21 protein-coding genes and 1 tRNA gene are annotated in these 20,606 nt (G+C 69.3%); 10 read left to right on the top strand and 12 right to left on the bottom strand.

Going from position 1 to position 20,606, the window contains the following annotated elements; all coding sequences use genetic code 11:
- Positions 1 to 19 precede the first annotated feature (19 nt).
- Positions 20 to 355: a rhodanese-like domain-containing protein gene (locus tag DJ010_RS19335; RefSeq protein WP_109696843.1), complete on the bottom strand. Its 336-nt coding sequence runs from the start codon at positions 353 to 355 to the stop codon at positions 20 to 22.
- Positions 356 to 465: 110 nt separating this feature from the next.
- Between DJ010_RS19335 and DJ010_RS19330 the strand changes: the two genes are divergently transcribed.
- On the top strand, positions 466 to 912 hold the full coding sequence (locus DJ010_RS19330; protein WP_109696842.1) for a MarR family winged helix-turn-helix transcriptional regulator: 447 nt from the start codon (positions 466 to 468) through the stop codon (positions 910 to 912).
- Positions 913 to 1,064: 152 nt separating this feature from the next.
- Here DJ010_RS19330 and DJ010_RS19325 read toward each other — a convergent pair whose 3' ends face one another.
- From DJ010_RS19325 to DJ010_RS19300, 6 genes are all read right to left on the bottom strand, one after another.
- Positions 1,065 to 1,670, bottom strand: a complete 606-nt coding sequence (locus DJ010_RS19325) for an AMIN-like domain-containing (lipo)protein (protein ID WP_211318887.1) — start codon at positions 1,668 to 1,670, stop codon at positions 1,065 to 1,067.
- A gap of 157 nt (positions 1,671 to 1,827) precedes the next feature.
- Complete coding sequence (locus DJ010_RS19320; protein ID WP_109696840.1) at positions 1,828 to 2,805, bottom strand: ERCC4 domain-containing protein; 978 nt, start codon at positions 2,803 to 2,805, stop codon at positions 1,828 to 1,830.
- Positions 2,806 to 2,830: 25 nt separating this feature from the next.
- Positions 2,831 to 3,016, bottom strand: coding sequence for a hypothetical protein (locus DJ010_RS22520; RefSeq protein WP_211318886.1), 186 nt, complete (start codon positions 3,014 to 3,016; stop codon positions 2,831 to 2,833).
- Positions 3,017 to 3,408: 392 nt separating this feature from the next.
- On the bottom strand, positions 3,409 to 4,590 hold the full coding sequence (locus DJ010_RS19310) for a hypothetical protein (protein ID WP_109696838.1): 1,182 nt from the start codon (positions 4,588 to 4,590) through the stop codon (positions 3,409 to 3,411).
- Positions 4,591 to 4,652: 62 nt separating this feature from the next.
- On the bottom strand, positions 4,653 to 5,363 hold the full coding sequence (locus DJ010_RS19305) for a thermonuclease family protein (RefSeq protein WP_158283067.1): 711 nt from the start codon (positions 5,361 to 5,363) through the stop codon (positions 4,653 to 4,655).
- A gap of 126 nt (positions 5,364 to 5,489) precedes the next feature.
- On the bottom strand, positions 5,490 to 6,323 hold the full coding sequence (locus DJ010_RS19300; protein WP_109696835.1) for a nuclease-related domain-containing protein: 834 nt from the start codon (positions 6,321 to 6,323) through the stop codon (positions 5,490 to 5,492).
- Between the two features lie 167 nt (positions 6,324 to 6,490).
- Here DJ010_RS19300 and DJ010_RS19295 point away from each other — a divergent pair, with 167 nt between their 5' ends.
- From DJ010_RS19295 to DJ010_RS19280, 4 genes are all read left to right on the top strand, one after another.
- Positions 6,491 to 7,459 carry an MOSC domain-containing protein gene (locus DJ010_RS19295; RefSeq protein WP_109696833.1) on the top strand — a complete coding sequence of 323 codons (969 nt, stop codon included), beginning with the start codon at positions 6,491 to 6,493 and terminating at the stop codon, positions 7,457 to 7,459.
- A gap of 67 nt (positions 7,460 to 7,526) precedes the next feature.
- A tRNA-Arg gene (locus DJ010_RS19290) sits at positions 7,527 to 7,600 on the top strand.
- 67 nt (positions 7,601 to 7,667) lie between these two features.
- On the top strand, positions 7,668 to 8,474 hold the full coding sequence (locus DJ010_RS19285; RefSeq protein WP_245927717.1) for an RtcB family protein: 807 nt from the start codon (positions 7,668 to 7,670) through the stop codon (positions 8,472 to 8,474).
- A 99-nt stretch (positions 8,475 to 8,573) separates the two neighbouring features.
- Positions 8,574 to 9,017, top strand: a complete 444-nt coding sequence (locus DJ010_RS19280; protein ID WP_109696831.1) for an RtcB family protein — start codon at positions 8,574 to 8,576, stop codon at positions 9,015 to 9,017.
- 72 nt (positions 9,018 to 9,089) lie between these two features.
- Here DJ010_RS19280 and DJ010_RS19275 read toward each other — a convergent pair whose 3' ends face one another.
- A complete protein-coding gene (locus tag DJ010_RS19275) occupies positions 9,090 to 12,044 on the bottom strand; it encodes a vitamin B12-dependent ribonucleotide reductase (RefSeq protein ID WP_109696829.1) in 2,955 nt (984 codons plus the stop codon).
- Between the two features lie 121 nt (positions 12,045 to 12,165).
- Entirely contained in the window at positions 12,166 to 12,636 is a 471-nt protein-coding gene (gene nrdR / locus DJ010_RS19270) for a transcriptional regulator NrdR (RefSeq protein WP_109696827.1), read from the bottom strand.
- A gap of 441 nt (positions 12,637 to 13,077) precedes the next feature.
- On the opposite strand from nrdR, the gene DJ010_RS19265 reads away from it, so the two are divergent.
- Together DJ010_RS19265 and DJ010_RS19260 are read left to right on the top strand one after the other, a co-directional pair.
- A complete protein-coding gene (locus DJ010_RS19265; RefSeq protein ID WP_109696825.1) occupies positions 13,078 to 13,584 on the top strand; it encodes a hypothetical protein in 507 nt (168 codons plus the stop codon).
- 121 nt (positions 13,585 to 13,705) lie between these two features.
- Positions 13,706 to 14,035, top strand: coding sequence for a hypothetical protein (locus tag DJ010_RS19260; protein WP_146207407.1), 330 nt, complete (start codon positions 13,706 to 13,708; stop codon positions 14,033 to 14,035).
- Between the two features lie 64 nt (positions 14,036 to 14,099).
- Here the strand turns inward: DJ010_RS19260 and DJ010_RS19255 are convergent, their stop codons facing one another.
- Positions 14,100 to 15,038, bottom strand: coding sequence for a DUF559 domain-containing protein (locus tag DJ010_RS19255; protein WP_109696820.1), 939 nt, complete (start codon positions 15,036 to 15,038; stop codon positions 14,100 to 14,102).
- A gap of 610 nt (positions 15,039 to 15,648) precedes the next feature.
- On the opposite strand from DJ010_RS19255, the gene DJ010_RS19250 reads away from it, so the two are divergent.
- Positions 15,649 to 16,185, top strand: a complete 537-nt coding sequence (locus DJ010_RS19250) for a DUF6318 family protein (RefSeq protein ID WP_109696818.1) — start codon at positions 15,649 to 15,651, stop codon at positions 16,183 to 16,185.
- Positions 16,185 to 16,952: a PKD domain-containing protein gene (locus DJ010_RS19245; RefSeq protein WP_109696816.1), complete on the top strand. Its 768-nt coding sequence runs from the start codon at positions 16,185 to 16,187 to the stop codon at positions 16,950 to 16,952. Before DJ010_RS19250 ends, DJ010_RS19245 begins: the two co-directional genes overlap by 1 nt.
- 310 nt (positions 16,953 to 17,262) lie before the next feature.
- On the opposite strand, the gene DJ010_RS19240 is transcribed toward DJ010_RS19245, so the two are convergent.
- Entirely contained in the window at positions 17,263 to 17,619 is a 357-nt protein-coding gene (locus DJ010_RS19240; RefSeq protein ID WP_109696814.1) for a LysM peptidoglycan-binding domain-containing protein, read from the bottom strand.
- A gap of 246 nt (positions 17,620 to 17,865) precedes the next feature.
- On the opposite strand from DJ010_RS19240, the gene lexA reads away from it, so the two are divergent.
- Positions 17,866 to 18,561 (top strand): transcriptional repressor LexA, encoded by a 696-nt coding sequence (gene lexA, locus DJ010_RS19235; RefSeq protein ID WP_109696812.1) that lies wholly within the window; start codon positions 17,866 to 17,868, stop codon positions 18,559 to 18,561.
- Positions 18,562 to 18,592: 31 nt separating this feature from the next.
- On the opposite strand, the gene DJ010_RS19230 is transcribed toward lexA, so the two are convergent.
- Positions 18,593 to 20,599: an ATP-dependent DNA helicase gene (locus tag DJ010_RS19230; RefSeq protein WP_109696809.1), complete on the bottom strand. Its 2,007-nt coding sequence runs from the start codon at positions 20,597 to 20,599 to the stop codon at positions 18,593 to 18,595.
- Positions 20,600 to 20,606 lie beyond the last annotated feature (7 nt).

Here is a 20,606-nt window from a genome sequence, read left to right as displayed (position 1 = left end):
TGTTGGGTGGTGGGTGCGGTCAGGCCGCGTGGGTGCGCTCGGTGGGGTTGCCCGCCTCGACCCAGTCCTGGATGCCGTCGCGGTACTTGCGGACGTTCGTGTAGCCGAGGCGCTCGAGCCGGTTGGCCACTGCCTGGCTGTTGCCGCAGGCCGCGTTCGAGCAGTAGGTGACGATCGCCGCGTCCTTGTCCGGGAGCAGCTCCCCGGCGAGGGCGTCCACGTCGGACTCGACGAGGTTGATGGCGCCGGGAAGGTGGTCGCGGTCGTAGTAGGCGCGCGGCAGCGCGTCGACGACGACCACTGCCTGGTCCTCGATCAGCTGCTGGAGTTCGGCGCGGGAGATCAGCTCGGTCATGTCGGTTCCTTTCAGTTGGCTATCTAAAGTGCGTGCGCACGCACATTATTCCAGGTAGCGACGGGACGCAAGAGTGTGCGTGCGCACATTTTCTGGACTACCGTTGCGCCATGGCCGACTTCGACCCCGTCTCCGCCTGGGCAGGCGTCCTGCGTGCGCACGCGGCCGTGCTGCCGAAGCTCGAGCGTGCACTGGCCCCGACGGGCCTCCCCCTCACCTGGTACGACGTGCTGATGGTCACCAACGCCGCGCCCGACCGGCGCCTGCGCATGACCGAGCTCGGCCGCCAGGCGGTGGTCAGCCGGGAGCGCGTGAGCCGCGTCGTGTCCGAGCTGGAGCAGGCCGGCCTGATCGAGCGCCAGCCGAACCCGGACGACAAGCGCTCGTCGTACGCAGCGATCACGGCGGAGGGCCGCAAGCGGCTCCGCGCGGCCGCACCGATCTACCTGGCCGCCGTGCGCGACCACTTCCTGGCCCACCTCAGCGACAGCGAGACGAAGGCGGTCTCCCGCGGTCTCGGCAAGGTCGTCGAGGCCGAGGAGCCCGGCCGTCGCTGAGGCGAAAAACGAACCGGCGGCAAGCGAGTGCTCCCACCCCCGCCTGCCGCCGCGTTCATGTCCCCATGCCAGTGGTCACGACGCTACGACCGGGCCGGCTCCTCCGCAATGGGCCGGTCGGACGAACCCGCTCAGACCCCTAAGCGCTGTCGCTACCAACGGTGCGCGACGTCGATGACCAGCCGGTAGCCGCCGGCCCCGTCGGACAGGCGGAACACCCGCATCGGGAGCCGCGCCCGCACGCCGAGAGCGATCATCGTCGACCCCTCGAAGTCGCCGGCGAAAGCCACCTGGCGGAACGTGTCGAACCCGTCGGCGTCGACCAGCTCGCGCCGGTCGTCCGGCCGGTAGACGTACTTCTGGTCCTCATCGAGCGTCGAGGCGTTGACCCAGATCTGCAGCCGGGCGCCGCCACGGACCGGCACCACCCTCCCCGACCCGTCGGCCCGCACCCGCCGCACGTACCGCACGCCGTAGCCCGGCTTCTCGTCGCCGGCCGCGTCGAGGTCGATCACGAGCCGGTCGAAGCACGCGTGCCTCCCGGCACGGACATCGGTGACGTGGCGCCGCGAGTACGGCTTGCGAAACTCGAGCTTCGACCCCCACGTCACCGCACATTCCGGCGTCGTCGCGGACTTGCTCGAGGCCGGTGCTGGTGCGGCGGCGGTGGTGGCGGTTGCGGTCGGGGCGAGGGAGAGCGCGATCCCGAGAACGAGCGGTAGGGCGAGGCGTCGGCCCCGCGTGTTGATCGTCGACATGGTGTTCTCCTTCTGGAACACCTGTCAGACGCCGACGGGTACGCCGAGGTTGACCTGACGCCGCAGTTGGGCGGGTGAGAGTGACCTATGGACCACGCTCACCCACCCAACTCGACGACCTGCGGCGGGTGGTGCCCGACCTGAGAGTAGTTGCGGCCTAGCGGTCGTGGCTGGCGAGCGCCTCCAGGTACGCCGCCCGCACGGCTGCCGGGATCTTCCCCTTCGGCGACACGACGTGCCCGTTGGCCGCCGCCCAGGTGCGGATCTCCGCCGCGGTCGGCTCGCGTGGCGGCAGCGGTTGAGCCTCGGCCAGGCCGCCGACGACAGCGGCGCCGAACCGGTCGACGTCGTACGCCGCCCGCGCCGCCGCCAGGAAGCGATAGGTCCACTCCTGCGCGAGCTTGCGGGTCTCGCAGAACATGATGGGCACGGTCGGGAACGCGACCTGCGCTTCGGCAAGGGCGTCGGCGATGACCGACGCGCGCACCATCTCGTGCGCGAGCACCCGGCTGTAGCGTTCGTCGACCACGACGGCGGCGCGGGGTACGGCGGCGAGGTCGGTGAGCTGGTACTTCAGCTTGCCGGTCGTCAGCGACGACACCAGGTCCTGCAGGCTCTTGCGCTCGACGGCCGCGATCGCGGTGCCGTCCACGAGCACGGCGTAGTCGCCGACCGGCAGGGATTGTCGCCGCACGACCGCCTGCTGCTCGGCGAACGACCACGCGTACCGCTCCTTGGTGTCGACCACGATCTCCAGCCCGCTGATCCCCTGGGCCCGCGCGTGCGAGACGTCGACGCGCGGTCGCGCCTGCTTCGCCGTGCGCGACGTCTGCCAGAAGATCACCTGCCGCCCGCCCTTGATGGTGGTGGCGACGAACTGCGAGCGGTTCTCCCGCCCGCGGTCGAGCACGAGGTCGACCGCGGCCCCGCGCCGCACGCAGGACCGGACCGGCACCCGCTCGACGATCTCCGCGTCCTCGGGCCACTCCTCGAACCGGTGGCAGTAGACCTTCGCCGTGCGCGGCCAGGTCTCCTTGGACTTCAGCAGGACGCCGTCGCCCAGTGGGATGCGAAGGATGTAGGGAAGGGTCGACCCCTCCTCCGGGTTGCGCGCGATGACGAAGTCGTCGGGCATGGCGGCAGTCTGCCAGCGGTGACGACTACACGACGACGACGCGCAGCTCGATCCCGACGACGCTGGCGGTCCGCTCGATGTCGCTCGGGTCGGAGGTGACGACGACGTCGGTGCGCCGGGCCGCACCCTCGACGACGGCGAGGTCGACGGCATCGCCGTGATCTGCATGGGCGGCAAGGCGGCCGACCGCGCGCGCCTGCACCTCGGTCAATGGCTCGACCCGACATTCTTTGAGCACCCGGGACGGACCAGGTTGTGGGCCGCCGCTCAACCTGCCGTCACCTCGTTTTGCAGCGATCGGGGCACCGGCGTCGTAGGTGATACCGGGGCTAGTCACCAGAGCTCGGCCGGTGGCCGAAAGCACGGTCGAGCTCCGCGCGCGCCCAATCACGAACGTCGTCGGGGATCGGATGCTCCGCTTCCCACTCCGCCATGGCCCGGCGCCCTTCGCGAAGGGGTCAGCTGCTCCTCCAGCGCGGCTGACAGCCAGTCTGAGAAGGACGTTCCGTCCTCGCGGGCGGCCGCCTCAATCTGCTCGGCGACACGCTCGTCGAGGGAGACGGACCTCTTCACGACGCCCACGCCTGCACGGTAGCACCGCGCTCACGCCGCTTCTCTTGCCACAACAGAGAGGTCACGACAGAACCGGGCGGCCGGCTCGGCGAGGACCTTGCCCAGCTGCGCGAACAACTCCTCCTGACCCGGCCGCGGCTTCCTGGCGAGCGTGGCGAACACGTTCCAGTTCAGGATCTCTGCCGCGATGCAGGCCCACACGTCGATCACTTCAGGGTCGTCGGTGGGCTGTTGGCGGAAGGCGCGGCGCACGGTGTCGATGAAGGCGTCGACGCGTTGCTCGTACTTGTCGAGCAGGTCGAGGTCGTCGTACAGCGTGATGGCGGCGATCTCCATGCGCACGTCGGTGAGGAAGCCGAACCGGAAGCCGCCGGTCTCGACCTCTTCGCCTCGCGCCCGTGCGTCCTTCAGGATGTCGATCCAGTCCGTCGGCGCAGCGGCGACTGCTCGGGCTACCGCCTCCGGGACCCCGAGCGGCATGGTCTCGAACATCCGGCCGTTCTCGATCGGCACCATCCGGCCGATCGCGTGCTCGCCCTCGACGAGCATCGCCGCGCTGCCGATGTTGGCGATCTCGACCCGCTCGTCCGTGGCGAGATCGACCCACGTGGTTGTCGAGGGCGAACGCGCTTCATAGCGGAAGCCGCCCATCGGCGCGCGCACCCAGTCGTGGATGTGGTCGGCGCCGACGACGAGGTCTGGCGCAGCGCGACGGAGGTACGACGCGAGCCCGCCGTACTCGTAGAGCAGGCACTGTCGGAACATCCAGTCGTGGTCCATCACCTTGATGTGCGGGTCCTCCCCGTCCGGCCGGGGCACCCCGTCGAGCCCGCCCAGCACGGCGGCCACCGTCGCGAACGCCGTGGCGACCCCAGGGTGGCGCGAGGAGGGGAGGTCCTGGAGCGCCTGCTCGAGCAGCCACCGCGAGGTCGCCCAGCGCGGCAGCCACGGACCGAAGTTCGCCATCTGCGAGAGCCGGGTGATCCGCCACGGGCGCCAGTACAGCTCGCCGTCCGGCCCGAACAGCCGTTGCTCGATCAGGTCGAGGGCTCCGCGGGCGTCGCCGCGGCGCTCGGCCGCGTCGACGTCGAACGTGAGGGCGATGTAGGGCGCCAGGCCACCCAGCTTCTCTTCCGGGGTCGGGGGCCTGAGGTCGCGCCGGGCGGGTTGACGCGACTGTTTCTTGGGACGTCGTTTCCGAGACTTGGGCATGCCTCGACTCTCGTCAAGCAGCCCGCCGGTGCGCTACCCGCCAATCGCAGTCTGTGGATAACTCAGTCGCCGCCGCAGGCCAGGCCGTCACCGTCGCCGTCGAGCCCGTGCGGATCGGGACCGGTCACCGTGACCGGCCCGGTGTCGGCGCAGTCGAGGTCCGGCGGGTAGGCCGGGACGCACGGCGAGTAGCCGGGCGCACAGCCGGAGGGCGCGTCGACGAAGGTCTTGGGCTTGGGCTTGGGCGAGACCGGTGGCTTCGGCTCGGGAGGGGCCGGCTTCGCCGTACACCCCACCTCCGCTGCCTTCCGGTCCGCCTTGAGGTAGCTCCGCTCCCGCGGATGCGCCCCGTAGCCGTCGCGCGAGTCGTACCGCGCGATGGCCAGCCCACTGCGGATCATCACCAGACCCACATCGGTCGCGCCCCTGTCGACGTACCGCAGGAGGCGCCCGTACCGGTCGCGGTTGTCGGTGCCTCGGACAAGCGCGATCTTCTTGCCCTCGACCAGCCGGGTGAGCTTCTTGGTAGCCGCCACAGCCCCGCACACCCCGTCCTCGGGTGCGTCGATGCCGATCAGGCGGACGTGCTCGCCGTTCGCGAGCTCGACCGTGTCACCGTCCACGACGCGAACCACCTTGTACTTCTTGGTCGGCCCGTCGGCCGTGCGTTCGCGCCGCTCCTGCTCCTTCGCCTGCGCGTCCTCGATGGCGTCAGCGAGGCCGCAGCCTCCGACGAGCACCGCCGCCAGCACGACGCCAGCGATCGCGCGCACGCGTCGAGCACCCAGGTGATCCACGACAACCCCTCCGAAACCCGCCTCCCAACGAGTCGTCGAACCGTAACCCCGGGCTGGACGGACCGCAGGCGTTTCCGCGCATTGGGTCGGCACTGATACCGGCTACTTCGCCTGCCGGTCCTTCTTCCGTTCGCTGCCCTTCCTCTTCTTCACCGGCTCGTCGTCACGCTGCTCGGCGTCGTCACCGATCAGGCTCACGAACGCGTGCCCGAACTCTTGGAACACCTCCGGACGCGAGAACCCGATGCCGACTGCGCCGATGGCGAGGGAGCCCCCGACGACTGCCGAGACTAGGCTTTGGCTGCCCCGGCGACGACGTCGGTTCGTGCGCGAGGGTGGCGCTGCTCGCCGCGACCCCGCACCGGCAGTGGCCGGCCGCCGTGCTTCTCCGCGAAGCCGAAGCTCCAGCTCCCACGCGACTCGCTGACGACCCTCCGGCGGGAACACCAACGGCCGCCGGTGCAGTTCGTCGGCGAGAGCGGCGGTGGAGGTCACGACGACACTGCCGATTAGCTCCTTGAGCGGCTCGTCCCTGGCGAAGCAGAGCACCGGACGGACGTCCTCGCGTCGTACCGCCGGCAGCAGCGAGTGCACCGCGGTCGAGGCGTCGACGGCACCGCTCACGGTCTTGTCCCGCCGGTACCCGTTCTGCCGCAGGACGCCGTCGCGGACCGTGACCGACCCCGACCAGTGCTTGGCGTCGATGACGAACACGCCGGTCGGCCCCACCGCCACGTGGTCGATGTTTGCCCTCGCCCGCCCCGGCCAGGGCACGTCGTGGAACACCGTCCACTCGTGCGCCGGCAGCGCCGCGAGCGCTTCCGCCGTACGACGCTCACCCTCGGCCCCACGCTCCCACAGGTCCGCAGCGCGGTGCAGCCGCTCGGCCCGCTCCCTCATCCGACGCGCTGCGTGCTCCGCCGACTCTCCCGCCATCCGTCGCCCTCCCAAGCCAGACGTGGCCTTGCACCGAAGGTAAAAGACGTCCGGTCGGCTGCGGGTGGGATCGGGCTGAATCGGGACGGTCCCAGGACCAGCCAACAGCAGGCCGAGCCAGCCGCAGGGCAGGATCCACTACCGTCACCGATCAGGAGGTGTCAGCGATGATCGAGGTCGGCACCATCGCCTCGCTGTGGCGGTACCCGGTGAAGTCGATGGGCGGCGAGCAGGTCGCGTCGTCGACGCTCGACACCCGCGCCCTCCACGGCGACCGGATGTGGGCGGTGCGGGACCTCGAGCTCGACGCCGTCACGACCGCACGGCGGCTGCCCGCCCTGCTCCGCTGCACCGCGCGCTTCGTCGAGGAACCGCCCGCAGGAGTCGGCCCCGGCGACGTCGCGGACGTGATTGTCACCTTCCCCGACGGCGCCGAGGTCACGAGCACGGACCGCGCGGCGATGAACGCTCGGTTGAGCGAACTCGCCGGAAAGCCGGTCTCCCTCGTCCCGCTTCCGCCGGTGCGCGACAAGGCGGCCTACCGCGGCGTCGTCGCGTCGAAGAAGGACCTTCGCCAGCAGTTCGGGATCGCTGAGGACGAGCCGTTGCCGGACTTGTCCATGTTCCCGCTCAGCAAGCTGGCGAGGCTGGCGGTCTACGCGACGCCGGTCGGCATCTTCGCCGACGCCTACGCCGTCCACGTCCTCACGACCGCGAGCCTGCGCACGATGGCGGCCCAGGGTGGGGACTTCGACGTACGGCGGTTCCGGCCCAACGTCGTCATCGACACTCCCGCCGACGGGCTGGCCGAGCAGGAGTGGCTCGGCGGCACCCTCCGCTCCGGCGGAGTGGCCCTGCCGGTCGCGATCCCGACGGTCCGCTGCACCATTCCTCTTCGCGAGCACGCCGGCGGCGTCCCCGCCGACCCTCAGGTGATGAAGGTCGTGTCCCGTGAGGGCGACCGGTGCCTCGGCGTCTACACCGACATCGCTTCGGGCGGCACGCTGCGGGTCGGCGACTCCGTCGAGCTCGAGGCACCTCCGGAGCAGAAAGCCCTTGCCGCGTCCTTCGGCCGCATGTCCGAGCGCATCAAGCGCAACACGCTTAGGACCGGCAACAAGATCCTGCCGAAGTAGCTCCCCGCGGAGGAAAGTCGCTAGGTCGAGCCGGCGCGCTCGCCGTACCGTCCCTCCTCGCCACCAGACCCCTTTAGCTCAGCGGGACAGAGCGCCGCGCTACGAACGCGGAGGCCGCAGGTTCGACTCCTGCAAGGGGTGCTCTTTGACACCGGTGGTCGAGGAGGTCGCGCTAGCGACCGTCTCGAGACCAAGGAGGATGACAACGATGGACACTCTGCAGATGACCGAGACCGACGCCCTGCCCGTGCGTCTGCCCGGCGCTGCCGCGGAGACGCTGATGTGGGCGCGCGTCGAGGACGTCGAGCAGCAGGCGCTCGACCAGCTGCGCAACATCTCGCGGCTGCCCTGGGTCCACGGCGTCCGGGTGATGCCCGACGTCCACCTCGGCAAGGGCGCGACGGTCGGCTCGGTCGTGGCGATGCGCAACGCGGTGTCGCCGGCGGCGGTCGGCGTCGACATCGGCTGCGGCATGCAGGCGGTGCGCACCTCGCTGAGGACCGCGGACCTTCCCGACGACCTGCGCGCCCTGCGGCTGGCCGTCGAGGAGGCGATCCCGGTGGGCTTCTCGGCGCACAAGTCGATGCCCGACGTACGCCGCCTCAAGCTCAACCACGGCCAGTACGCCGGCTGGGACCGCTTCTGGAAGCGCTTCGCCGCGCTGCACGACGACGTGCAGGACCGGGAGAAGCGGGCCAAGCAGCAGATGGGTTCGCTGGGCGGCGGCAAACACTTCATCGAGCTGACGTCCGACGACGACGGCCAGGTGTGGCTGATGCTGCACTCCGGCTCGCGCAACATCGGCAAGGAGATCGCCGAGCGGCACATCTACAAGGCCAAGGGTCTGGAGCACAACCTGGGTCTGCCCGACCGCGACCTGGCGGTGTTCCTGTCCGACACCGCGGAGATGGACGCCTACCTCAGCGACCTGTACTGGGCGCAGGAGTACGCCTCCCGCAACCGCGCCGTGATGAAAGCGCCACATTCGCTCGACTTCGTAGGCATCGGCAACTAGAAGCTAAGGTGTGCGGCCTGCGACCCCGAAGTGGATCGCATCCGTTGCGCCTTCGGGGCTCGAACTCCCTTGGTCACGACGCAATGACACGCACATCGTATGCGTGCGGCGATCCCGGTGGGCTTCTCGGCGCACAAGTCGATGCCCGACGTACGCCGCCTCAAGCTCAACCACGGCCAGTACGCCGGCTGGGACCGCTTCTGGAAGCGCTTCGCCGCGCTGCACGACGACGTGCAGGACCGGGAGAAGCGGGCCAAGCAGCAGATGGGTTCGCTGGGCGGCGGCAACCACTTCATCGAGCTGACGTCCGACGACGACGGCCAGGTGTGGCTGATGCTGCACTCCGGCTCGCGCAACATCGGCAAGGAGATCGCCGAGCGGCACATCTACAAGGCCAAGGGTCTGGAGCACAACCTGGGTCTGCCCGACCGCGACCTGGCGGTGTTCCTGTCCGACACCGCGGAGATGGACGCCTACCTCAGCGACCTGTACTGGGCGCAGGAGTACGCCTCCCGCAACCGCGCCGTGATGCTAGCCAGCTGAGCGCGGATCATGCGCGAAGGGCGGCCGCCCCATCAGGGTGACCGCCCTTCGACGTACTGCGTTGTCGCTGACTCAGCTACAACCGCTGGTGCTCCCGCAGCCCTCGCAGACGTAGCAGGAACCGGCGGGACGCATCTTGGTGCCGCAGGTCATGCAGAGCGGGCTGTCGACGGCGTGGCCGGTGATCTGCTCGAGGAGTTCCGCGGAGGTGCGGGCCTGGGGGGCGTCGGGGGCCTTGTCGGTGATGACGATGGGCTCCTCGGCGTCAGGCCCGCTGTCGGCTTCCGGGGTCTCGATACGCGCCTCGCTAGCGCTCGGCGCTACTCGACCACCGGAGGCGGCGTCTCGACCACCGGGAGCGGCGTCTCGACCACCGGCCGGGGCGGCGTCGATGAGCTCGGACGCACTCCCGGTCTCCTCGAGGGGCTCGTAGCTGCCCGTCTCGAGGTGGCGCTGGCGCTCCTCGGCGGAGTAGATGCCGAGCATGCTCCGCTCCTCGAACGTCAGGTAGTCGAGGGCCAGGCGGCGGAAGATGTAGTCCATGATCGACTGGCTCATCCGCACGTCGGGGTCGTCGGTGAGGCCGGCGGGCTCGAAGCGGAGGTTGGTGAACTTCGAGACGTAGGTCTCCAGGGGCACGCCGTACTGCAGGCCGATCGACACCGCGATCGAGAACGCGTCCATCACGCCGGCGAGGGTCGAGCCTTGCTTGCCGAGCTTGAGGAAGATCTCGCCGAGCTGCCCGTCGTCGTGAGCGCCGGAGATCATGTAGCCCTCGGCACCCCCGACAGTGAACGACGTCGTGCGGGCCTGGCGGGACTTCGGCAGGCGCTTGCGGGTCGGGGCGTAGACGACCTTCTCCACGACCTTGGTCTCGACCGACGACGCCGCGTCGGCGGCGTCCTTCTTGGCCTTCCCGCCACCGTCGGACAGCGGCTGGCCGACCTTGCAGTTGTCGCGGTAGATGGCGGTGGCCTTGAGGCCGAGCTTCCACGACTGCAGGTAGATGTCCTCGATCTCCTCGACGGTCGCCGACTCCGGCAGGTTGACCGTCTTGGAGATGGCACCGGACAGGAACGGCTGGGTCGCCGCCATCATCTTCACGTGGCCCATCGGCTTGAGGGCCCGCTCGCCCATCGCGGTGTCGAAGATCTCATAGTGCTCGGTCTTCAGGCCGGGTGCGTCGACCACGTGGCCGTGCTCGGCGATGTAGGCGACGATCGCCTCGATCTTCTCCTCGTCGTAGCCCAGCTTCTTCAGCGCCCGCGGGATCGTCTGGTTGACGATCTGCATCGAGCCGCCGCCGACCAGCTTCTTGAACTTGACCAGCGAGAAGTCCGGCTCGATGCCGGTCGTGTCGCAGTCCATCATGAAGCCGATGGTGCCGGTGGGCGCGAGCACCGAGGCCTGCGCGTTGCGGAACCCGTTGGTCTTGCCGAGCTCGACGACCTTGGCCCACTCCTCGGTGGCCAGCTTGTGGGTCTGCGCGTCCGCGATGTGCAGCGTGCGGACCAGGTCGTTGGCCGCCTGGTGCTTGCGCATGACCCGCTGGTGCGCCTCGGCGTTGCGGGCGTAGCCGTTGTAGGGGCCGACGATGCCGGCGAGCTCCGCCGACCGACGGTACGACGTGCCGGTCATCAGGCTCGTGATGGTGGCCGCCATCGCGCGACCGCCGTCGGAGTCGTAGCCCAGGCCCATCGCCATCAGCAGCGCGCCGAGGTTGGCGTAGCCGATGCCGAGCTGGCGGTAGTCGCGGGTCGTGTCGCCGATCGCCTCGGTCGGGAAGTCGGCGAAGCAGATCGAGATGTCCATCGCGGTGATGATCAGCTCGACCGCCTTCGCGAACAGCGGGGCGTCGAAGGTGTCGTCGTCCTTGAGGAACTTCAGCAGGTTCAGCGACGCCAGGTTGCAGGAGCTGTTGTCGAGGCTCATGTACTCCGAGCAGGGGTTCGACGCGGTGATGCGCCCCGTCTCGGGGTTGGTGTGCCAGTCGTTGATCGTGTCGTCGTACTGCAGGCCGGGGTCGGCGCAGGCCCACGCGGCCTCGCTGATCTTGCGGAACAGCGCCCGGGCGTCGACGGTCTCGATGACCTCGCCGGTCTTGCGGGCACGCAGGCCGAACTCGGTGCCCTCCTCGACCGCGCGCATGAACTCGTCGGTGACACGGACGGAGTTGTTGGCGTTCTGGTACTGCACGGAGGTGATGTCCTTGCCGCCCAGGTCCATGTCGAAGCCGGCGTCACGCAGCGCGCGGATCTTGTCCTCCTCGCGCCACTTCGTCTCGACGAACTCCTCGATGTCGGGGTGGTCGACGTCGAGCACGACCATCTTCGCCGCGCGGCGGGTGGCGCCTCCGGACTTGATGGTGCCGGCCGAGGCGTCGGCGCCGCGCATGAAGGAGACCGGGCCGCTCGCCGTACCGCCCGACGACAGCAGCTCCTTGGACGACCGGATCCGGGAGAGGTTGAGGCCGGCGCCGGAGCCGCCCTTGAAGATGAAGCCCTCCTCCTTGTACCAGTTGAGGATCGAGTCCATCGAGTCGTCGACCGACAGGATGAAGCAGGCCGAGACCTGCTGCGGCGACTTGGTGCCGACGTTGAACCACACCGGGGAGTTGAAGGAGAAGTACTGGTTGACCAGCAGCCAGGTCAGCTCGTGCTCGAAGGTCTCCGCGTCAGCCGGGGTCGCGAAGTAGCCGTGCTCGATGCCCGCCTTGGTGTAGGTCTTCACGACACGGTCGACGAGCTGCTTGAGGCCCGTCTCGCGCTCGGGAGTGCCGACCGCGCCGCGGAAGTACTTGGTCGTGACGATGGTGCTCGCGTTGACCGACCAGAAGTCGGGGAACTCCACGCCGCGCTGCTCGAAGACCGTCTCGCCGGTCTTCCAGTTCTGCTGGACGACGTCGCGCCGCTCCCAGGTGATCTCGTCGTAGGGGTGCACGCCGGCGGTGCTGAAGACCCGGTTGATCTTCAGTCCCTTCCGGCCCTTGCGTGCGGTCGGTGCGGAGCTGGCGGCCGTCTCAGTCATGACTCTCCCATGCGGGGTTTGGTAGCGGATTCGAGTGTTGCTGGTGGTACCGACACTTCGGCACCGGAGCTTTGGGGGCCCGGACAGGCGCTTCCCCACGCCTGCCCGGGCCGTCTGTGGGTCAGCCGCTGTCGGCTGTGGTGAGCGCCCGTTCGGCGCGGAGGAGGGCGATCTCGTTCTCGAAGTCGGCCGCGGACTCGAAGCCGCGGTAGACCGACGCGAAACGGAGGTAGGCCACCTCGTCGAGGCGGCGCAGCGGGGCGAGGATCGCCAGCCCCACCTCGTGCGCGGCGACCTCGGGGCTGCCGGCCAGCCGCAGCTGGTCCTCGACCTCCTGGCCGAGCAGGGCGAGCGCGTCCTCGCTGACCGGCCTTCCGTTGCACGCCTTGCGAACGCCGGAGATCGCCTTGTCACGGTTGAACGGCTCGGTGGCGCCGGAGCGCTTGAGCACGGTCAGCTGCATGAGCTCGACGGTGGTGAACCGCTTCTCGCAGTCCTGGCAGACCCGGCGGCGGCGGATGGAGCAGCCGTCGTCGGCCACCCGGGAGTCGAGGACCTTGGTGTCGCTGTGCTTGCAGTACGGGCAGTGCATCGTCGGTCCTCCTCTCCCCTGGGCATGGCGAAGCAGACCCCCGTTCGGGCCGCTTTCCCCCTGTGGATAACAACGCTTCCGGCTGTGCAGTTCTTCCATCTGACTGTGCATCGCCTGTGGAGAACTACATCGTTGTAAGTACTAGATGTAGTGGTGACCTTACGCCTCTGCCACTAGGGGTGCAAGTGGTGGGGTCGATGAGTTTCGAACTGTGTCGCCTGCGTCACGTTTGCGCAGGTCAGGGGCATTTTCTGAGCGTGGAGTACGGCGTGTCGGTGGCCGGTCGTGGTCTCACGACCGTCTCAGATGGGGTCCAAATGGTTCGTCGGACCGATTCGAAGGAAGCATCTCGTCGCTAACGTTCGACCAGGCCTCGGGGCCGACCGACATCAACGACACGCAGGGTCAAACCACCCCCTGCTCCAGAGTCCGGAGGCTCTCATGAAGCACACCCGCACCCGCCTGCTCCTCGCCGTACCCGCCGCGCTCCTCGCGGCGACGTCCTTCGTCGGCTGCGGCCTGGCCGAGGACGCTGCCAAGGACGCGGTCGAGGACGCTGCCAAGAGCGAGGGCGTCGACCTCAACCTCGACGACGCCGAGAACGGCAACATCGAGATCGACACCACCGACGGCGGCGTCACCACCGGCAAGCTGCCGAAGGACTTCCCGACCGACGAGGTGTCCGTCGTCGATGGCGAGATCCTGGGCGGTACGTCGACGAAGAACCCCTCGACCTGGAACGCCACCATCGAGGTCGGCCCCGCCGGCGGCGACAAGCAGGCGGCGTACGACGACGCGGCGGCCACCCTCGGCCTCGACGTCGTGCAGGAGCCGATCGACAACGGCACGTCGATCACCGGCACGTACACCTCGGCGAGCTACACCGTGATCCTTGCCGTCACCGACTCCAACGGCATCGTCGTCAACTACACCATCAGCCCGAAGTAGGCCTGAGCAGCGCCAGACTTCCGGCCGGGGACCGCTCTTCGTTGTGGGGACATCGAGCGGACCCCGGCCGGTTGGCATGTCCTGGCAACAGGACCTTGGTGCGTCGGACAGAATGAGCGCCGTGAGCGGCGGCAAGCGCGCAGGAGCGCGGCAGAAGCAGGGATTTCGTCCCGTGCTGCTGCTCCTCGCCCTCGGCATCACGCTCTGTGTCGTGGCCTGGGGCTACCTCGTCTACGCCGCCATCGACTTCGGCTCCGAGGCCCGTCACGACAACGACTCGCAGGCGTGGGCCTACCTCGGCGTCGCAGCCGTCGGCGCCGTGGCATGCCTGTTCCTCGGCTTCATGCTCGTCGCACGGTTCTCGCGGGCGATGGGGTTGACCCAGGCGCCGGCGCCCAAGCCCAAGCGGGACCCTGCTGCGCCGAAGGGTGGCAAGCGGGCGGCTCGCTGAAGTTGGCGGCGTTGCGTCCTACGGATGGGGCCGCCGGTGGCCCCGACCGTAGGACGTCTCGGGGTCAGGCGGCGGTGCGCTGCCGGGCCGCGTCGATCGCCTCGCCGATCTGCGCGTAGAACTCGTCGGACGCCAGCCTGAGGCCGAGGAGCGGCACTCGCAGGACGGTGTCGCCGGAGATCGCCAGGGAGTTCTGGCGAAGGGCGTCGCCGACCACGTTCTCGGCCCACGAGTGGTGGATGCCGTCGATCTCGACGACCAACCTGAGATCGGGCCAGTAGAGGTCCAGGAAGTAGCGACCGCGCCGGTCCTTGCGGAGCACTTGGCGGGCCGGCGCCGGCAATCCTCGTCGCCTGAGCTCTCGTACGACTTCAAGCTCCCCTAGAGCACGGGCACCGTCGAGGAGGTCGTTGACGACACTGTGCACGAAGAGCCGTCGACGGTGCCGCTTGATCCGCAGCAGCTCGAAAGCGATGTCGGTCGGAAGCGTGACACCTTGCTGAACAGCGACCGTCAGCAGGAACGCCGCCTCACGATCGGTCCGCGCCCACATCGCGGCTCGAACTGCCGCCACGGCCGGCCGGGTCCGCGGAATCCCGCCGCCGGGTTGGCGATCCTCCCGCGACCACCGTCGGGTCTCGCGGATGTCATAGCGCTGGGTCCGGCGCGTTCGAACCCGAGCGCCCTTCGGCACCGACACACGGATGCGGTCGTACTCCACCCGCTCGAGCCCTGTCTCCACCAGACACGCGACGCCATCGAGCTGGGCGCGCGGGCCCGCGCTGATGACCGCCGCCCACCGATGCCCCCGCTCCGAGACCTCGCCGTTGTGGAGGGCCACGACCTGGTCGCAGACCAGCTGCCACCGGTGCGCCCGCACCTGACCGCGCACTTCGTAACGCGTCACCCCCAGCCGGTACAGCTGGCGTCGCGAGACGACGCCGCCCTGCTTGGCCGCGAGAGCGTGGGCGGCGGCGAATCGGCGGTCCGGAATGCTCACCATCCGTTGAGGATGCGATGTTCGGCGCTCACAGCCAACGAGCGTCGGTCGCGCTGTGGATGACGCGTGTCGGCTCGGTACGTCCTACGGACGGGGCCGTCGACGACCCCGTCCGTAGGACGTGGCGGGTTATCCACAGCGGCGGATCGAGGGGTGCCGGAGCGGGCGGTTCCGGGCGTACGTTCGCAACGCCGCCTGGGTTCGGGCGGCTCCAACTCTCGGGAGGTCTCGATGTCGTCACCTCGTTCTCGGGCGGTGGGTGTCGCCGCGCTGCTGTTCGTAGTCCTGCTCGCCGGTTGCGGCGAGGAGCCGCCGCCCGCAGACCTGTTCGCGCCGGGAGTCGACCGGCCGGCGTCGGGCACGCCGGATGCCGGTGGGCTCGAGGGCGACCCCACGGTCGCGCCGGCGTCACCCGGAGAGGGAGAGCGTGGCTTGCAGGGGTCGGCGTCAAAGCTCGCGGGTGACAGCCTCGATCGACGGTCGCGGTGAGGACGCTGTGCGCGGTACGTTCGGGCCACCGCCACCAGGTCTGGGCGGAGCACGATCTCGGGAGGCCTGCATGAGACTGGCTGGTTCACGAGCCACGATCGCTGCGCTGACGTTGGCCGTTGTCATGGCGCTCGCCGCGTGCGAGGAGGAGGACCGGCCGACCAGCCCTGCGCCCTCGGACACTCCGAGCGTCCCGGAGTCGAGCTTGCCGAACGAGCCGACGACGACGGCGACCGAGACTGGACCCGTGGAGCCGACGCTTCCCGCAGAGGCAAAGAAGGAGTCGGAGGCTGGGGTTGAAGCATTCGTGCGGTTCTACTTTTCGGTCATCAACTATGCCACGAAGTCTGGCGACGTCGACTTGCTCGCTCGACTGCATCAGCCGTCGTGTGCCGGTTGCGAGGCCGGAGTTGAGGGGATTAAACGCGTATATGGGCGCGGGGGGCGCATCGTCGGCAGTGACTACACCATCGCGAGACTCGAACCAACGCGATCGGATTCTGAGCACTGGGCGGTAGTGACCCATACGCGACTCGGCGAGCAGCGCACCATCGGCGCAGGGGACATGAATAGGTCCTTTGAGGGCGGCAAGGCCAAATGGCTGGTTTCGATCGCGCGCGTACGCGGCGATTGGAGTGTTACGACGCTCGAGGTTCTGTGATGTGGCGGCTCTACGCCTTGTGCTTGGCATTGCTGGCCAGTCTCACCGGCACGGCCGTAGTCGACGAGGTCGATGTCGACTCCGACCCGGGCCAGTTCGGCGTATGGGTTGAGGAGGCGACAGATGGAGGGATCGATCGAGTTGGTGACACGTCTCAGCCGATCGGCGAGTACCACCAACAGCCAGCCTGCGTTGGCGTCTGCACGGGAGAGCTGACCTGCCCAGACGGGACGTTCAAGACTCATTCGTGGTACGTGCTGCCGAATGGGGACGTTATCAACAACGCGTACTGGTGTCCGTCCGAAGCCGCCCCGCCGCAGGTCACTGAAAGCCTGGTCGCCACAGCGTTCCAGCGCATCCCGCTCCCACCGTCCACCTTTCAGATCCAGCCTCCGGGCGGCCGCACCCTGGTGAACTTCGAGACCAACTTCTTCACCCGCAGCGATCAGACGCTGAACCGAACCGTCCGGCTCCTCGGGCAGCGGGTGGACCTGCGGATCGAGGCGCACTCCTACACCTGGCACTTCGACGACGGCGAGACGATCACGACGAGCGAGCCGGGTGCGCCGTACCCACGGCTGCAGATCACGCACAACTACCTGCAGACGGGACGGTACGGCCCGGCGCTCGACACCACCTGGGTGGCGGACTACCGGGTCAACGGTGGGGCATGGCGGCCGGTGCCCGGGAGCGTGACGATCGAAGGCGCGGCAGCACAGCTGAGGGCGATCGAGGCGCGGCCGACGCTGGTGGGCTACGGGAGCTAAGCGACCACCGAAAAGGTGCGAAGGGCGGACCCGGGGTCATGGGTCCGCCCTTCGTCTTCCCCCGTGGGCCCGGGCAGCGGGCCCTTCGTCTGCGGGGGTCGACCGCGGACGAATGTCTTCAGTTGTGACGTCTCGATACGCCCTCGCCTAGCGGCTCGGGCTACTCGACGACCGTTGAGCTCGGGCTACTCGACGACCGTTGAGCTCGGGCTACTCGACGACCGTTGAGCTCGGGCTACTCGACGACCGACGAGCTCGGGCTACTCGACGACCGACGAGCTCGGGCTACTCGACGACCGACTAGCTCGGGCTATTCGGCGGGAACGCGGAGGTCCTGGCCCGCGTAGACCATGCTCGAGTCGAGGCTGTTCATGTCCTGGATGCGGGCGACCATGTCGCCCACGTCGCCCTCGCCGGTGACCGCGGCGGCGTCGGCCGCGATGTCCCAGAGGGTCTCACCCGGAGCGACGGTCACCACCTCGACCTGCTCGACGCCGGCCTCCTGAGTGGCGACCGAGCCGGCCGCAAACCAGACGCCGAGTGCGAACGCGAGGAGCACCCCGAACATAAAGACCACGAGCCGGCCGCGGCGGGTGAGCCGCACCGAACGGGTCTGGACGCGCTCGACCGTCGGGAGCTGGTGCGGGGCAAAAGTCATGGTGCTCATCTGGGTGACCTCCGGGGGAAGTGGCTCCGGCTCTCGAAGCCCTGGCGATCTGTGTTCGACCGATGTATATCGGGGGCTTCCGACGGAAACCGTTCGATCAACAGTTCGATCGAACACGTGTACGAGGTTAGATCACCTGTTCGAACGGATCAAGGACCCTTCGAAACTTTGTTCGACGGCGTGTCGCGACACGCCGGTTCGAACAGATGTTTGAAACCCGGACGTGATCGGCGTTACCGTCGACACATGCCCAACCACCAGGCGGACAAGAAGGTCAGCGAGCTTCCCGACGGCCCTGCCGACGCGACCGGCCTCACGCCGCGCCAGCAGCGGGTGCTGCAGCACATCAAGGACAGCATCGACCAGCGCGGCTACCCGCCGTCGATGCGGGAGATCGGCAGCGCCGTCGGGCTCACCAGCACGTCCAGCGTCGCCCACCAGCTGCGGGTGCTGGAGGAGAAGGGCTACCTCAAGAAGGACCCGAGCCTCCCCCGTGCGCTCCAGGTCGTGCTGCCGGAGTCGATGCAGCAGACCGACAGCGCGACCGGGTACGGCGACCGCAACCCCACCCCGACGAACGTGCCCGTCGTGGGCCGGATCGCCGCCGGCGGTCCGATCCTCGCCGAGGAGCGCGTCGAGGACGTCTTCCCGCTGCCCAAGCAGCTCGTCGGCGACGGTCAGCTGTTCCTGCTCGAGGTCACTGGCGAGTCGATGATCGACGCGGCCATCTGCCACGGCGACTACGTCGTCATCCGCCAGCAGCCCACCGCCGAGAACGGCGAGATCGTCGCCGCGATGATCGACGGCGAGGCGACGGTCAAGACCTTCCAGCGCAAGGGCGGCAAGGTCTGGCTGCTTCCCCACAACGACGCGTTCGAGCCGATCGACGGCACCAACGCCACCATCCTCGGCAAGGTCACCGCGGTCCTGCGGCGGGTGTAGGCGGGGTCTCGACAAGCTCGACCACCAGGCGCTACTCCGCGACCGAGGCGGAGGCGGCGAGCCGCGCGAGTGACTTGCGCACCACGGCCGGGTCGGTCGTCGTCCACATCGGCGGCAGGCTCGCCTTGAGGAAGCTGCCGTAGCGGGCGGTGACCAGGCGCGGGTCGAGGACGGCGACCACGCCCTTGTCGGCGTGGGTGCGGATCAGCCGACCGGCGCCCTGGGCGAGCAGCAGCGCCGCGTGGGTGGCGGCGACCTGCATGAACCCGTTGCCGCCGGCCTGGTCGGCCGCGCGCTGGCGAGCGCTCATCAGCGGGTCGTCGGGTCGGGGGAACGGGATCCGGTCGATGATCACCAGCTGGCAGGTGTCGCCGGGGACGTCGAGGCCCTGCCACAGACCGAGGGTGCCGAAGAGGCAGGTGTGCGGGTCCTCCACGAACTGCCGCGCCAGCTCGGGCAGCTGAGCGTCGCCCTGCGCCAGCGTGGTGAGGTGCGGAAGCTTCTCGCGGACGTGGTCGGCCGCGGTCTCGGCCGCGCGCCGGCTCGAGAACAGCCCGAGAGTGCGGCCCTCCGCCGCATCGACCAGCTCGGTGATCTCGTCGAGCTGGGCCTTGCCCAGGCCGTCGCGTCCGGGCTGGGGCAGGTGCCGGGCGACGTAGAGGATCGCCTGCTTGCCGTAGTCGAACGGGCTGCCCACGTCGAGACCTACCCACGGCTCGGCATCGGGCTCGGTCTCCTCGACCGACCCGAGCGGCACCCGCTCGCTCGGCTTGAGTCCGACGGAGGTCGCCACCGTCGTGAAGTCGCCGCCGAGCATCAGCGTCGCCGACGTCATGATCGCGGTCTTGTCGGCGAGCAGCTTGTCGCGGAGCGGTCCCCAGACCTGGAGCGGCGCGACGCAGAGGCGCGGGGGCAGCCGGTCGGTGCCCTCGGTCAGCCACAGCACGTCGGAGTCGGCGTTGGCGGCCATCCGGTCCGCGGTGGCGAACAGCTCCTGGACGTTGCCCTTGGCCTGGGTGAGGCCGGCGTCCGCCTCGTCGGACGGGTCCGCCTTCGGGAACGCGCTCACCAGCGCTCGGGCCGCGTCACGCACCAGGGAGAGCGCGTCGGCGAGGTCGTCGGGCAGCGCCTCCAGCCGTCCGGGCCGGGCCTCCCCGATCGCGCCGCGCAGCACGGCGGCGGCGTCCTCGAGGTCGCCCGCGGGGTCGCCGTTGTCGGTCTTCGTGTGTCGCGCCGCCCGGCGGGCGGCGCGCTCCACCTCGGACGCCCACAGCTCGTCGGTGGCCGCCTGGGTCACCCGGGCAGTGAGCTCGTGGGCCTCGTCGATCACCACGACGTCGTAGTCGGGGATCAGCGGCACCCCCTCGATCGCGTCGATCGCGAGCACGCTGTGGTTGGTGACGACGAGGTGCGACTTGTGGGCCTTCTCGCGGGCGCGCTCGGCGAAGCACTCCTCGCCGAACGGGCACTTCGCAGCGCCGACGCACTCGCGCGCGGTGACGCTGACCTGCCGCCACTCGCGGTCGGTGTGCCGCGGGGCGGTGTCCTTCTCGCCGGTGCCACCGGACTCGACTTGCTCCTCGGCCCACTCGCGCAGCTTCATGACCTGCTTGCCCATGGCGCCGAGCGCGGCCTCGGCCTGGATCAGCTCTCCCTGCTCGTCCGGCACGCCCTCGCGGATCCGGTGCAGGCAGGCGTAGTTGGAGCGGCCCTTGAGGACGGCGTACGACGTGTCGACCCCCGCGCGGTTCTCGACCGCCTTCACCAGTCGCGGCAGGTCGCGCTCGACCAGCTGGTGCTGGAGCGCGAGGGTCGCCGTGGCGATGACCACCCGCTTGTCGTGCCGGAGCGCGGGGACGAGGTAGCCGAGCGACTTGCCGGTGCCGGTGCCGGCCTGGACGAGCAGGTGGCGCTGCTCGGCCATCGACTCGGCGACCGCCTCGGCCATCGCGATCTGTCCGGTGCGCTCGCTGCCGCCGAGAGCCTCGACGGCCGCGGCGAGCGTCGCGCGCAGCGCTTCGTGATCGGCCCCGGACATGCCCGGA

Source organism: Nocardioides silvaticus (genome assembly GCF_003160695.1).
In the GTDB taxonomy this organism is placed as follows: domain Bacteria; phylum Actinomycetota; class Actinomycetes; order Propionibacteriales; family Nocardioidaceae; genus Nocardioides; species Nocardioides silvaticus.
This window is presented reverse-complemented; position numbering and strand designations above follow the sequence as displayed.

Coding starts and splice junctions, on each gene's coding strand:
- DJ010_RS19300 (WP_109696835.1), bottom strand. CDS start 6,323: ATGGCGGGAGAGTCGGCGGAGCACGCAGCGCGTCGGATGAGGGAGCGG.
- DJ010_RS19310 (WP_109696838.1), bottom strand. CDS start 4,590: ATGCCCAAGTCTCGGAAACGACGTCCCAAGAAACAGTCGCGTCAACCC.
- DJ010_RS19265 (WP_109696825.1), top strand. CDS start 13,078: ATGAAGCACACCCGCACCCGCCTGCTCCTCGCCGTACCCGCCGCGCTC.
- DJ010_RS19320 (WP_109696840.1), bottom strand. CDS start 2,805: ATGCCCGACGACTTCGTCATCGCGCGCAACCCGGAGGAGGGGTCGACC.
- DJ010_RS19330 (WP_109696842.1), top strand. CDS start 466: ATGGCCGACTTCGACCCCGTCTCCGCCTGGGCAGGCGTCCTGCGTGCG.
- DJ010_RS19335 (WP_109696843.1), bottom strand. CDS start 355: ATGACCGAGCTGATCTCCCGCGCCGAACTCCAGCAGCTGATCGAGGAC.
- DJ010_RS19325 (WP_211318887.1), bottom strand. CDS start 1,670: ATGTCGACGATCAACACGCGGGGCCGACGCCTCGCCCTACCGCTCGTT.
- nrdR (WP_109696827.1), bottom strand. CDS start 12,636: ATGCACTGCCCGTACTGCAAGCACAGCGACACCAAGGTCCTCGACTCC.
- DJ010_RS19295 (WP_109696833.1), top strand. CDS start 6,491: ATGATCGAGGTCGGCACCATCGCCTCGCTGTGGCGGTACCCGGTGAAG.
- DJ010_RS19275 (WP_109696829.1), bottom strand. CDS start 12,044: ATGACTGAGACGGCCGCCAGCTCCGCACCGACCGCACGCAAGGGCCGG.
- DJ010_RS19280 (WP_109696831.1), top strand. CDS start 8,574: ATGCGTGCGGCGATCCCGGTGGGCTTCTCGGCGCACAAGTCGATGCCC.
- DJ010_RS19240 (WP_109696814.1), bottom strand. CDS start 17,619: ATGAGCACCATGACTTTTGCCCCGCACCAGCTCCCGACGGTCGAGCGC.
- DJ010_RS19255 (WP_109696820.1), bottom strand. CDS start 15,038: ATGGTGAGCATTCCGGACCGCCGATTCGCCGCCGCCCACGCTCTCGCG.
- DJ010_RS19250 (WP_109696818.1), top strand. CDS start 15,649: ATGGCGCTCGCCGCGTGCGAGGAGGAGGACCGGCCGACCAGCCCTGCG.
- lexA (WP_109696812.1), top strand. CDS start 17,866: ATGCCCAACCACCAGGCGGACAAGAAGGTCAGCGAGCTTCCCGACGGC.
- DJ010_RS19230 (WP_109696809.1), bottom strand. CDS start 20,599: ATGTCCGGGGCCGATCACGAAGCGCTGCGCGCGACGCTCGCCGCGGCC.
- DJ010_RS19285 (WP_245927717.1), top strand. CDS start 7,668: ATGGACACTCTGCAGATGACCGAGACCGACGCCCTGCCCGTGCGTCTG.
- DJ010_RS19245 (WP_109696816.1), top strand. CDS start 16,185: ATGTGGCGGCTCTACGCCTTGTGCTTGGCATTGCTGGCCAGTCTCACC.